The 11,494-nt window shown below is 55.8% G+C and carries 13 protein-coding genes; 7 read left to right on the top strand and 6 right to left on the bottom strand.

Going from position 1 to position 11,494, the window contains the following annotated elements; genetic code table 11:
- Positions 1-676 precede the first annotated feature (676 nt).
- On the top strand, positions 677-1,684 hold the full coding sequence (pdxA, locus tag VLX68_15315; protein HUI93615.1) for a 4-hydroxythreonine-4-phosphate dehydrogenase PdxA: 1,008 nt from the start codon (positions 677-679) through the stop codon (positions 1,682-1,684).
- A gap of 491 nt (positions 1,685-2,175) precedes the next feature.
- Here the strand turns inward: pdxA and VLX68_15310 are convergent, their stop codons facing one another.
- From VLX68_15310 to VLX68_15295, 4 genes are all read right to left on the bottom strand, one after another.
- The gene (locus tag VLX68_15310) at positions 2,176-2,997 is read right to left on the bottom strand and encodes a formylglycine-generating enzyme family protein (protein ID HUI93614.1); all 822 of its coding nucleotides are present in this window, start codon (positions 2,995-2,997) and stop codon (positions 2,176-2,178) included.
- 582 nt (positions 2,998-3,579) lie between these two features.
- Positions 3,580-4,080, bottom strand: coding sequence for an FKBP-type peptidyl-prolyl cis-trans isomerase (locus VLX68_15305; protein HUI93613.1), 501 nt, complete (start codon positions 4,078-4,080; stop codon positions 3,580-3,582).
- 26 nt (positions 4,081-4,106) lie between these two features.
- Entirely contained in the window at positions 4,107-4,739 is a 633-nt protein-coding gene (locus tag VLX68_15300; protein ID HUI93612.1) for a peptidylprolyl isomerase, read from the bottom strand.
- Between the two features lie 126 nt (positions 4,740-4,865).
- The gene (locus tag VLX68_15295; protein HUI93611.1) at positions 4,866-5,150 is read right to left on the bottom strand and encodes a hypothetical protein; all 285 of its coding nucleotides are present in this window, start codon (positions 5,148-5,150) and stop codon (positions 4,866-4,868) included.
- 359 nt (positions 5,151-5,509) lie between these two features.
- On the opposite strand from VLX68_15295, the gene VLX68_15290 reads away from it, so the two are divergent.
- The 6 genes from VLX68_15290 to VLX68_15265 all read left to right on the top strand — a co-directional run bounded on the left by VLX68_15290 (position 5,510) and on the right by VLX68_15265 (position 10,055).
- On the top strand, positions 5,510-6,379 hold the full coding sequence (locus VLX68_15290) for a GGDEF domain-containing protein (protein ID HUI93610.1): 870 nt from the start codon (positions 5,510-5,512) through the stop codon (positions 6,377-6,379).
- A gap of 85 nt (positions 6,380-6,464) precedes the next feature.
- On the top strand, positions 6,465-6,809 hold the full coding sequence (locus VLX68_15285; GenBank protein ID HUI93609.1) for an STAS domain-containing protein: 345 nt from the start codon (positions 6,465-6,467) through the stop codon (positions 6,807-6,809).
- Complete coding sequence (locus VLX68_15280) at positions 6,790-7,140, top strand: hypothetical protein (protein HUI93608.1); 351 nt, start codon at positions 6,790-6,792, stop codon at positions 7,138-7,140. Before VLX68_15285 ends, VLX68_15280 begins: the two co-directional genes overlap by 20 nt.
- Positions 7,141-7,212: 72 nt before the next feature.
- A complete protein-coding gene (locus tag VLX68_15275; protein ID HUI93607.1) occupies positions 7,213-7,860 on the top strand; it encodes a CvpA family protein in 648 nt (215 codons plus the stop codon).
- A complete protein-coding gene (locus tag VLX68_15270) occupies positions 7,857-8,687 on the top strand; it encodes a prepilin peptidase (protein ID HUI93606.1) in 831 nt (276 codons plus the stop codon). The genes VLX68_15275 and VLX68_15270 overlap by 4 nt, the downstream gene beginning before the upstream one ends.
- A gap of 9 nt (positions 8,688-8,696) precedes the next feature.
- Positions 8,697-10,055 carry an MFS transporter gene (locus VLX68_15265; protein HUI93605.1) on the top strand — a complete coding sequence of 453 codons (1,359 nt, stop codon included), beginning with the start codon at positions 8,697-8,699 and terminating at the stop codon, positions 10,053-10,055.
- Positions 10,056-10,412: 357 nt separating this feature from the next.
- Here VLX68_15265 and VLX68_15260 read toward each other — a convergent pair whose 3' ends face one another.
- Together VLX68_15260 and VLX68_15255 are read right to left on the bottom strand one after the other, a co-directional pair.
- Positions 10,413-10,622, bottom strand: a complete 210-nt coding sequence (locus VLX68_15260) for a hypothetical protein (protein ID HUI93604.1) — start codon at positions 10,620-10,622, stop codon at positions 10,413-10,415.
- A 262-nt stretch (positions 10,623-10,884) separates the two neighbouring features.
- Positions 10,885-11,494: hypothetical protein (locus tag VLX68_15255; GenBank protein ID HUI93603.1), on the bottom strand; the 610-nt coding region annotated here is incomplete at its 5' end.

Below are 11,494 nucleotides of genomic sequence, written 5' to 3'. Positions count from 1 at the left end.
TGCGCAGGTTGTGTACCAATAATTTGCTGCAAATTGAGAATCACGTCCGGAAGATATTCCATAAATACTCCAAAAATCCTAAAAATGAACTTTAACATCTTACTCTTAGCAACCTTGTTGATCGCAAGCCTTCATTCACTTTTATTCGGTGACGGTAATGTTACTGATTGCAAAGAATATGATTCTGTCGAAAATAAAAATCCCTATTCCGACTCGTTTGCAATCGATCATTGTTTGATGGGAAAATGGATTTCCATCGAAGACAAAGATTACAAAATGATTGACAATTACGGAATTGTTTTTACAAGGGACAAATATTTTAATACCACTTTGTATTAATATGGCAAATTATGGACATTAGTATTTAAAGGTAAGGGCGAATGGTTAGTGAGAAAAAACCGGTTGTAATAAACTGTTCATGGACAAAGTCAAAATATGAATTTGATTCAAGAAAAATTATAGGGAAATTAATTGAAATTGACACATTTCCGGAATCAGTCTACAATATGAAATATCAATTATTTGGTGATTCACTTTTATGTATTGGAAGGATTACGGAAATGCCGAGGCGTTGGGGGCATTTTTATTGCCTGACATGTTAGACGAATATCGCCAGATAAAATACCAATGTAATAAAGAGTGTTTCCGCCGCATAAATAAATAAGGATCATCATCAATGCAAAAAAAAACATCCATTCCCCTCTTCGCCATCACCATGGGCGACCCGGCCGGCATCGGCCCGGAAATCGCGCTCAAGGCGCTTTCGTCATCCAAACTTCCCAAGGCCGTGGGCATTTTCATCATCGGCGACCTCGGCGTGCTTGCGGAAACCGCAAAACGCCTCAAGCGCAGGGACAAATTCCACGCCATGGCCTCGCCGGAGGATTTCCAAAAGGGTCTCGTCAACGTTCTTGACATGAAGCAAATCACGGTCGGGAATTTCGCCTTGGGAAGGCCGCAGGCGAATTGCGGAAAGGCCTCCTACGAATACGTGATCAGGGGGATCGAACTGTGCCTTGACAAAAAGATATGCGGCATGATCACCAACCCGATCAGCAAAGAGGCGCTGCATATGGCGGGCATCAACTATCCCGGGCACACCGAAATCCTCGCGGACAAGACCGGCACAAGGGAATTCTCCATGATGTTCGCGGTAGAAAACGTTTATGTGGTGCACGTGACCACGCACGTGAGCCTGCGCGACGCCATCGGCCTCATTACCGCGGACAGGGTTTTAATGAACATCCGCCTGCTTTACAAAACGCTGCTCGGGCTCGGCGTCAGGGCGCCGCGCATCGCCGTGGGCGGGCTCAACCCGCACGCGGGCGAGAACGGGCTGTTCGGCAACGAGGAGACCGAGCACATTACACCGGCGATCGACCTTGCGAAAAAGGAAGGCATCAACGCGAGCGGCCCCTACCCTCCCGACACGGTGTTCACGCGCTCGTTCAAAGGCGAGTTCGACGGCGTGGTGGCCATGCTGCACGACCACGGCTTCGTTGCGCTCAAGTCGCGCGACTTCGAGAGCGGGGTCAACATCACGGTCGGGCTGCCCATCATCCGCACCTCGGTGGGCCACGGCACCGCGTTTGACAAAGCAGGAAAAGGCGTGGCGTCGGAAAAGAGCTTGCTGGCAGCTATTGAAGCTGCTATTCTGCTGTGGAAAAATAAAATTAATAATTAAGATTGGGCGCCCCGTCGCTTCGCGTCGGCGGCCGTCCTTCCGGTCTCGCCTTCGGCTCGGGCTGCCACGGCCCCTCTATGCCTATCGGCGAGGGCCGGGCAGCACCGCGCTCCAGCGCGGCCTCCAATCCTGCCTGGCGCTTGGCAGATAAGCATCTTCACAATTATAATATTTGCCCTACTAAGCGGATTCATTTACTTTTAAGAATGCCACGTGGGGCAGATATTACATCTTGACAGAACAGCATTCTTTATACCGCGCGTCAGGTGGACTGGAGGGTGAGCGAGAGCGAATTGTCACTTCGCTCCCTAATGAAAGGTAGTTGCGCTCCGCGCAATTTTATGCCGGCCTTCGCCGCGGTCATCGAGCAGCCGCTTTTAAGCGGCGTATCGAGACGAAGGCGACTTCGGGCGGTCCGGCAACGAGGCGAATAGCCGAGCCCGTAAGGAGACCGACCCCGCGCAGCGGGGGAACGCCCATTTTAATTTTATTTATTTATCCGCGGCACAGCGAAACCCTATCATGCTGTCCTTGGTCTTCGGGTTCTCGCTGGCCCGCGCCATGCAGCGCACCTTTTTCGCATCGTCCATCCACGAGCCGCCGCGCATCACGGGGTATCGGCCGGTCACGGAAACGGGGTCGTTCACGGTGCTCGTTCGATAGGTGTTGTCGCTGAACCGGTCGCTGCACCATTCGCGCACGTTGCCGAGCATGTCGTAGAGGCCGAAGGGGTTCGGCCGTTTCTGCCCCACCGGATGCGTTTTGTTCCCCGCGTTCGCCTGGTACCATACGTAGGCGGTGTCCATTGAGTTTCCCCAGAAATAACGCGTCTGGGTCCCGCCGCGCGCCGCGTATTCCCATTCCGCCTCGGTGGGCAGCCGCTTGCCCGTCCGCTCGCAGTATTCCTTCGCCTCGGTCCACGACACGTATTCCACGGGGCAGTTGGGGCATTTCGAGAACACCGACGGGTTCTTCTTTGTCAATCGCTGGTACTCCTCCTGCGTCACCTCGTACCGGTCCATGTAGAAGCCGCTCAGGCACACACGGTGCTGCGGATGCTCGTCCGGGTCGCCCTCGCCGTCGGGGCTGCCCATGACAAAACAGCCGGACTCGATCCATGCCATGTTGATGCGCGAGGGCGGTGCGGCCTGTTTCTTCTCGGCGTCGTCGCCGGGTTCGGCGGTATCGGCTGAAACGGAATCGGCCGCCTTGTTCTCGGCGCCGGGCTCGGGAAGAAAAATTTTTATGTCGCCGGAGGGCGAAGGGTGCGAGCCCGCAAAGGAATAAAACAAAGCTCCGGCGAAAAACAGCATGGCGGCCCCACGCCAAGCTGTAGGCAACGGCATGCCGCGAACGGTTGGGTTGATCGGCAGCATGTATAAAAGATAACCTACGGCCCGCATTTCGTGCAATCGGAGCGTAGTAAAGCGGAATGATATTGGCGCCTGCCGGTCACGGCACCGTGCATCCAATAACAATTGGTCTTTTATCTGGTGGGGAAACCACTTCGTGGTTTCCCCTGGCCCCCGGCTTCCGCCGCCGCAAAATGTCGCACACAACGATAGCGCGGCGGCGATCCGGGGGCACACCCTTTCCTGCAAAGGGGCGCGCGAGTTCGCTCGCATTAAAGCTCGCGAGGCGTCGCCCCTTCGCAACGCATCCTCAGCGGTATGCAGCTTCGCGGCGATAGACATGGTTGCATGGTGAGCTTGTAAAACAGAGAGGGGATGTTTCACGTCAGGGGCGAGCGGAGGTCGCGCTGGAGCGCGATGCCGCCCGGACGCAGCCGCGAAGCGGCATAGCGCCGTGGCGGCCCGAGGCGTCAGCCGAGACCGGAGTGAGAACCGGTGCCGTGACCGGCAGACGCCATGATTATTGACTATACTAAAAATGAATTACTGAAAGTCAACCAGTTCCACCTCGAACACCAGCGTCGTGTTGGGCGGAATGGGCCCAACGCCCGCCTGCCCGTAGGCGAGCTGCGGCGGAACGATGAGCACCCGTTTTTCACCCTTGGACATGCCAAGAAACGCCTCGTCCCATCCCTTTATCACGCTGTTCGTGCCCACGGTGAATTTAAACGGCTCACTGGGGGCGACCGTTCTGTCGAACACTTTACCGTCAAGAAATTTGCCGGTGTAATATGCCATCACGGTCTGGCCGACTTTTGGAGTTGATCCGGCGCCTTTTTTAAGGACGACGTATTTGAGTCCGGAGGCCGTTGTCGCCGTGTCGGAGGCTTTTGCCGACGCCTCCCGTGCCGGTTGAGCGGCCGGCTGGGCCTGCGCGGCGGGAGCGGCCTCGGGCTGCGAGACGGGTTTCGCCTCCTGCTTTTTGGCAGTGCCGCACCCTGCCGCGAGCGCGGCCGCGATTGCGAACGCAAGTATTTTTCTCATTCCCGATTCCTTTCAAAAGTTTTTGATCACTTTGCTTTTTGCGAAGCGGTGTCCTTCGCCGCTGTTTTTTCCGGCGTCTTTTTTGTCACGGCCGGTCCGACCGCGGACACCTTGGTTATCACGACCTGCGTCTGGGGCACGGCCTGAAAAGGTCCCTGGTCCGCGACCGGCACGCCCTCGATCGCGGTCACCACGTCCATGCCGCTCACCACTTTCCCGAAAACGCAGTATCCCCATCCGTCAACATCCTTGCTCCTGAAATTGAGCCCCTGGTTGTTCACCGTGTTGATGAAAAACTGCGCGGTGGCCGAATGCGGATCGCCGGTGCGCGCCATGGCGATGGTGCCGATGTCGTTCTTGAGCCCGTTGTCGGCCTCGTTGACCACCGGCGCCTTGGTGGGTTTTTCCTGCATGTCTTTGGTGAATCCGCCGCCCTGGATCATGAATCCCTTGATGACCCGGTGGAAGATGGTGCCGTCGTAGAAACCGTCCTTCACATAAGCGAGAAAGTTCGCGACGGTCTTGGGCGCCGACTTCTGGTACAGCTCGACCACGATGTCGCCCTTGCTGGTCTCGATCTTCACCTTGGGATTGGCGGCGTACGACGAGAGGGAAACGGCGAGAACCACTGTTGACGCAAGCGCAATCAGCCTGTTCATGAAAACCTCCTTTATGTTGGGCGTTAAAGCGTTAGAGTGTTCGAGCGTTGGAGCGTTAATGGAAAAGTATTGGGCTTCCTACCACCGCATAAACGCTCGAACGCATAAACGCTCCAACTGTTTTTTTCAGTCCCACTTGAACGGCGACTCGTAATCGCCCTGAAGCTCCTCGGGTTTTTCCTTGGCGGTCTTGAACTTCTCCTCGATTTCGGCCCTGCGCTTGGCCTTGTCCTCCGCCGCCTTCTTGATCTTGTCTTCCCACTGGGAGCTTTTTTCCTTCTGCATTTTCACGAAGTCGTCGAAATCGGTCTTCTTCTGGTCGGCGGACTTGTGGTCGACCACCTTTCCGGTGGACTGGTCAACCCAGAGCGTTCCTTTACAGAGCGGACATTTTATCTCGAAGAGGCTCATGGCGTTCCCTCCATGGATCCGATAACGGGCGGCGCCGTATGAGCGGCACCGGTGTAGTAAAATAACTCCTGAATAATTTGATCACGAAAAATATTTTGCCAGATAGTCTGTCTCGTAATTCAATGATGTGGCGCCTGTGGGTCACGGCACCATGGGACGCCACTTCGTGGTTTCCCCTGGCCCGAGGCGTCAGCCGAGACCGGAGTGAGAGCCGGTGCCGTGACCGGCAGGCGCCATAATAGCGACCTTGTAAACGAGAGAAGACGCGCCGGTTTCTTTAATTGATTTTGTTTTATCGCCTGAAAATATTAGTTTGTAGAATAATTTCGTCCCGTCCTTCAACCATTTGATTTTCGGTTATGCCCTCCACTTTCCCCATGGAATACCAGCCGGAACTCCCCTTTGAGGGGTTCAGGCAACTGGTGCAGGAGCCGCTCGAGAATGACGACCCGCGCTCGTTCGAACAGATTAAAACAGTATTTCTTGACATTCCCGGCGTGCCCGCCGATCCTTTCAGGATCCTCATCCAGAAGCTCACCGGCAAGATATTCCAGGGCCGCGAGGCCAAGGAACATTGGCAGCGCATGCTGGGTCACAAGCAAGACATGCAGGCCAAGCTGGGCCGCCGCGTGAACATCAACGTCGCGGCCGTCGATTATTTCGACGCCATAGCCTCGCCCAAAACCGGGACCGGCCCGGCTACGACCGCGGAAGAGCTTGCATCGCTTTCCAACGGCATCAACCGGGAGGAATGGGTCAACCGGATCTACGCGCCGGGGTACGACATGGAAAAGCTCAAGGAGGAGATGCTGCGCGCCAAGCGGTACCAGCACGCGCTCTCCGCGATCCTGCTCGACGTCGACGATTTCCATAAAGTCAACCAGGACTTCTCCTTCAAGATGGGCGACGAGATCCTCACCGTCATCGTCAAAATCATCAAAAAAACCGTGCGCGCCGTCGACATCCTCACCCGCTCGTCCGGCGACCGGTTCCTGCTGATTTTGCCCAACACCAACAAACGCGAAGCCGCGGAGCTCGCCGAACGTCTGCGGCAAAACATCCAGGACCGGACCAAGCGCATCAAGGCCCTGCCCGCCGGAGTGTCGGTGAGCCTTTCGGTGGGACAGTCGTCGAAGGAGGACAAGTCGCCCGAATTCATGAAATCACTCGAGTACAGGCTCGAAGAGGGAAAAAAGAAGGGCCGGAACGCGGTCTATGTCTGCGAGTAACACAGAGATATTTCTTTTTCCATCCCGTTGAATTTGATTATATTATACGTTGATTTTATTCCCATCAATCCAGGGTGGTGGCATTATGGAAATCGGCGGACGTGAGGTCAATAAATTCCACGTTATCGACGTTGCGGGGAAAATCGACCGGCTCAAGGACTCGATCATCCTCAAATCCTACATAAACACCCAGCTGGAAAAAAATATCGTGCGCATCGCGCTCAACCTTTCGCAGGTCACCTACCTCGACAGCGGGGCGCTCAACGTGCTCATCTACAGCCACAACGCGCTGAAGAAAAGGGAAGGCCTGCTCGTGGTGATCGAGCCGAACGAATACGTCAAGGACGTCCTTGACGTTGTTGGACTCAACAAACTGGTCAAAATCTACGCAACCGAGGAGGAGTTCGAAAATGAAACCAAGCATGCTTAAAACGATCGCTCTCATCGTTGCCGTGTGTTTCGCCGCAGGATGCTTCATGAAGCCGTTCATCAAGCCGAAGCAGGAAGACATCGACAAGTACGTGCAGGCGCATCCCGACCTTCCGGATCTCGACAAACAGTGCATCTACGACGGCAGGTTCGAAATCGGCATGAAGGTGGAGACGCTCGATTTTCTCCTTGGTAAACCCGACCGGCTTGATATCGTGAAGCAGCCGTGGGCGACGCAGGAAAACTGGATCTATTTCAAGAACGGCAAGAAAACATTCATCATCGAAGAAAAGCACGTCGTGGGGATCCTTGAAACGGCAAAGAAAAAATAGCCTGTTTCCGTTTTGTCAATTCTTCTAAGGCGGGAGACGCATCTCGCCTTTTTTATTTATAAAGGCGGCCTCATGCACCTGTTCGACATCATCTGCGCGGGCCTGGCCTGCGTCTTTGTCCTGGTGGGGATCTGGCGCGGGTTCGTCGAGGAGATCGTCCGCCTGGTCGCGGTCGTGGCCGCGTTCTTCGCAGCGTTTTCGCTGTACCGGCCCGCGGCGGCGCATCTCAAGTTCCTTCACCTTTCCGGCGCGGTGCTCTCGGTGATCGCCTTCCTGGCGATCTTTACGGCGTGCGTCGCTGCGGTGGTGCTGCTGGGAAAAATCATCAAGAAGGTGGTGCACCTCACGGTGCTCGGCTGGATGGACCGCATGTGCGGCGGCGTGCTCGGCTTTGTCAAGGTGTTCATCCTCATCTGGATCCTGGTGATCGCGATCGCATCGCTCCCGTTTGACAAGGTCAAAAACTGGTTCAGGCCCTCGAAATCCTACGCGTTCTTCAGCGGGATTTCCCCGCGCCTCCGCGCCGAGGGCCTCATGCCCAAGACCGGGCCGGTGCAGGACCTGCTCAAGGCGAACCCGCTTCCGGCGATCAAGGATGCGCTGCACGATGTCGCCGCGGCGGCGGATTCAGCGGCAAAGGCAGCGGGCCAAACGGGAAAACCCGGCCGCGCCGCGGCCAAACCCGCGCCAAAACCGCCTTCATCAACCGGTGCCAAATGAATCCCGCCGCCGGCCCCTTCCTCGTCGTCGTCGCGATGGTGCTCGGCTTTGTTCTCGGCTCGTTTTTCAACGTGCTCATTTACCGCATTCCGCGCCATGAATCCATCGTGTGGCCCGGTTCGCACTGCCCGAAATGCGGACGGCCCATCAAAGCGTGGGAAAACATTCCGGTGCTGAGTTTTATCTTCCTGCGCGCTCGATGCGCCGGATGCGGGGCCCGCATCTCGATTATGTACCCCATTGTTGAACTGTGCACCGCCGTGGCAGCCCTTGTTCTTTATCTGCTGGTGATCGCGCCCGCGCTCTCATCGCCGCAGACGGCGGGACAGGTGGCGCTCGTTGTTCTGGAAACAGCGGTGCTCCTTTTGGTGATCCCGGTCGCCGTCATCGACCTTTTTCATCTCATCATTCCCGATATCATCACCCTGCCCCTGCTTGTGCTCGCGGTTTCGCTCTCTTTTCTGCCCGGAGGAATAACCCCTTTACAATGCGGACTCGGCATCCTAGCCGGCGGAGGCAGCCTGTTCGCGGTGGGGCTTGTCGGCGAATACGTGTTTAAAAAGGAGGCCATGGGCGGCGGCGACATAAAGCTCATGGCGGCAGTGGGCGCGGCGTTCGGCTGGAAAATCGCGATTCTTACGATCATGTTCGGCGCGATAACCGGTTCGCTGGGCGGGCTTGCCATGATCGGCTTCAAGAAATTCGCCCGGGGATATAAAATTCCCTTTGGTCCGTTCCTCGCCCTAGGGCTCTGGATCGCCGTGCTTGTCGGCGACAAACTGGTGGCATTGTATCAGACCCTGCTTGACAAATTCATCGGTTCCTGATCCCTCGCCATGGCAGCCCCCAAACCGGCAAAGCAGATTCTCGGCGGCGTTGACGTGGGTTCGCCGCTTCTCCGCAAGGCGCTCATGTTCAGCCTTACCGACGGCATGTTCTGCAGCGTGATGGTGGCGCTGGCCGACACCTTTTCGGTCGCGGCCGCGGTCCGCCTGCGCGCGCCCGCGATGACCATAGCGCTCCTCGGCAGCGCTCCGCTGCTCATCGGGTCAGTCGGCCAGTTCTTTCTGCCCCTGTTCCTGAACAAAAACCAGACCCGCAAGCATTACGTTGTGGCGAGCGTGCGGGTGCAGGCCATGTTCCTCATTCTCGCGGGCATCACCGGATGGCTCCCGGCGCCATACAATGCCTGGGCGTACGTCCTGGCCTTCATCCTGTACGGATCGTCGGGAAACCTGTTCCAGGGAATCTGGATGTCGTGGCTGCGCGACTGCGTGCCGGCCGGCGTGCGCGGAAGGCACTTCGCCTGGCGCAACAGGTTTTTCTCGCTTGTCCAGTTGGCGTGCGCCATCACAGCGGGCATCCTCTCGCGCAAATACAGCTCACAGAACGCGCCGTGGATGTTTTTCACGATCATATTTTTTATCGGAAGCCTGTTCCGGTTCGGATCCGGGCAGTTTTTATCGTGGCAGTACGAGCCGCCCCAGTCAAAGCCGCCGGACAGATCGGAAGTGTTCGGGTTCAGGCCGTCGAAAAATTTCCTGTGGTTCTGCGCGTCGGTGGCGCTTTTGCAGGGCACAACCGCCATTGCTGGACCGTTCTTCAACGTGTGGTTCCTGCGCGACCTGCGGTTCGATTACCTTGTCTTCACCATCGGCACCGCCTCGATGATTGTGGGTACCATCCTGTTTTTGCCCGCGTGGGGCAGGCTTATCGATTTTATCGGCACATCGCGCGTGCTGCGCCTCACCGCGCTCATGTGCGCGTTCGTGCCCGTGCCGTACCTTTTCGGCTCGAGCCCCCTGCTTGTCTGGACCGCGAACTTTTTCTCAGGCATCGCCTGGGGCGGCTTCAACATCGCGAATTTCAACTACCTCCTCCGCACCACCGAAAAGGAAAACTCCGACCATTACATCGCCTTTGCCGCGGCCGTCACCGCCGTTGGGCTTTTCGTGTTCAGCCTGCTGGGCGGGTTTCTCGCCACGCGACTCCCCACCCTGTTCGATTACCAATTGCAAACGCTGTTTCTGGTTTCGTTCGCATGCAGGTTGTTCGTGGTGCTGTTTTTCTACAGGAAATTCCGGCAACCGGAAATGCGGGTGGAGGAGGGAACTTTTGAAATTGTCAATGAATCGGCCGGATACAAGGTGGGGATGGAGATTTTACGGCAGGTGGTAAGGGCGTTGAGGAAGTGAAAAGGCCTCCGGACACGAGGGAACGGAGGCCGCAATAAATCTTGTAAATAAAGTGTGCGAGCTATCTATGTATATCAAGAGCATCCACCTTGAACAAGATGGGTTATCGCGGGTTCATCATCCACGACAAGGACCCGCACGGTATTTTTAAGGGGTTGCAGACATGGTTTGTCATGCTTTTGATTACTTATTATTGAAATATCGCGTTTGCGCGAGCTTGTTAAGGCCGAGGTAGGAGTCAGGCCGTTGCATGCTGCGTCCAAAAGGTGGTTGCTATATAGGAAAAATAATAATACGTTGAGGAACCGACAATATTTTTTATCGTTTAAATATCATTGCCTGCCGTCAAGGTTGACATCACCTCGTCTCCTGCCTCGCTTCCCTTTTAAACCTTTCAATCACTTGCGGGCATTCATACGTTTTTCCGCACCGTTTTTCCGGATCGCCGCCGGTGAATGTCGTGCATCCCCGGCACCACAGTGCAGAAAAGCTGATCGGCCGCCTGCGGTTCTGCTCGCGTATCAGCGCGCACATGGCATAGCCGCGTTCTCTAGACAGTGTATCCATCAATTACTCCTAAATGGAAAATATTTTTTCCTAAAAAATAGAAATGCCTTTATTATAAAGCAAGGCTAATCAGATATGCTGGATTTTTCCTCATCCTTTTCAATTCCTTAGAAAATAACCACAAACCGGGATAGGTGCAGCAAAAGCGCCGGAGTGGCTGGCACGCAACGATCTACAATTTACGGGTGACTTGACCTGCACTGAGAATCGCTTGGCGGGTTTGTAAAGGATAGGATGATGTTTCGCGCCAGTGCGGACTAAGTCAATATTGCTCGTCAAACGACAGATACACCCCTCCCAGCGTGTTTTTCCAGAACGCGAATTGGAGCGTGGCGACGAAATCGTGGTCCCATCTCAAGCGCAGGCCGGTGCCGTAGGTGACGTACAGCACGGGCTTCATCAACAACGGCGACGGAAAGGTGTTGCCGATGTCGGAAAAAACGACGGGACCGAGGTTGTAATCGGTGCCGAACAGGCTGAACGGAAACGCGCGGAGTCTGCATTCGGGCGTAATGACAAACGAGAACCTGTCCCTGAAACGGTACTCGGGGATGCCGCGCATGCTTCCCTCCCCGCCGAAAATCTCCTCCGGGGAAAATCCGACGGTGTTTTCGTATTCGTAAAACGGCGCGCCGCCGCGGAGGTAATCCACCAGGAGCCTGCCGAAGACCACGAGGCGGTCGAATTTCCTGAACGGTGTTGCATACCCGGCCAGCCGGGCCGTGGCGTGAACGTAGGAATAGGAGCTGAGCAGCGCCGTGCTGCTTCCGACGCCGTAGAGGTCGAAAAAAACGCCCGTAGCGGGGTCTATGCGGTCATCGCAATTGTTAAGAACAAGCCCCGCGATCTCTTTGTGCACGAAACCGCCGTCG

Source organism: Chitinivibrionales bacterium (genome assembly GCA_035516255.1).
GTDB lineage: Bacteria > Fibrobacterota > Chitinivibrionia > Chitinivibrionales > FEN-1185 > FEN-1185.
This window is presented reverse-complemented; position numbering and strand designations above follow the sequence as displayed.

Excerpts from the sequence above, each read along its gene's own strand:
- pdxA (HUI93615.1), top strand. The coding sequence starts at position 677 with ATGCAAAAAAAAACATCCATTCCCCTCTTCGCCATCACCATGGGCGAC.
- VLX68_15310 (HUI93614.1), bottom strand. The coding sequence starts at position 2,997 with ATGCTGTTTTTCGCCGGAGCTTTGTTTTATTCCTTTGCGGGCTCGCAC.
- VLX68_15305 (HUI93613.1), bottom strand. The coding sequence starts at position 4,080 with ATGAGAAAAATACTTGCGTTCGCAATCGCGGCCGCGCTCGCGGCAGGG.
- VLX68_15300 (HUI93612.1), bottom strand. The coding sequence starts at position 4,739 with ATGAACAGGCTGATTGCGCTTGCGTCAACAGTGGTTCTCGCCGTTTCC.
- VLX68_15295 (HUI93611.1), bottom strand. The coding sequence starts at position 5,150 with ATGAGCCTCTTCGAGATAAAATGTCCGCTCTGTAAAGGAACGCTCTGG.
- VLX68_15290 (HUI93610.1), top strand. The coding sequence starts at position 5,510 with ATGCCCTCCACTTTCCCCATGGAATACCAGCCGGAACTCCCCTTTGAG.
- VLX68_15285 (HUI93609.1), top strand. The coding sequence starts at position 6,465 with ATGGAAATCGGCGGACGTGAGGTCAATAAATTCCACGTTATCGACGTT.
- VLX68_15280 (HUI93608.1), top strand. The coding sequence starts at position 6,790 with ATGAAACCAAGCATGCTTAAAACGATCGCTCTCATCGTTGCCGTGTGT.
- VLX68_15275 (HUI93607.1), top strand. The coding sequence starts at position 7,213 with ATGCACCTGTTCGACATCATCTGCGCGGGCCTGGCCTGCGTCTTTGTC.
- VLX68_15270 (HUI93606.1), top strand. The coding sequence starts at position 7,857 with ATGAATCCCGCCGCCGGCCCCTTCCTCGTCGTCGTCGCGATGGTGCTC.
- VLX68_15265 (HUI93605.1), top strand. The coding sequence starts at position 8,697 with ATGGCAGCCCCCAAACCGGCAAAGCAGATTCTCGGCGGCGTTGACGTG.
- VLX68_15260 (HUI93604.1), bottom strand. The coding sequence starts at position 10,622 with ATGGATACACTGTCTAGAGAACGCGGCTATGCCATGTGCGCGCTGATA.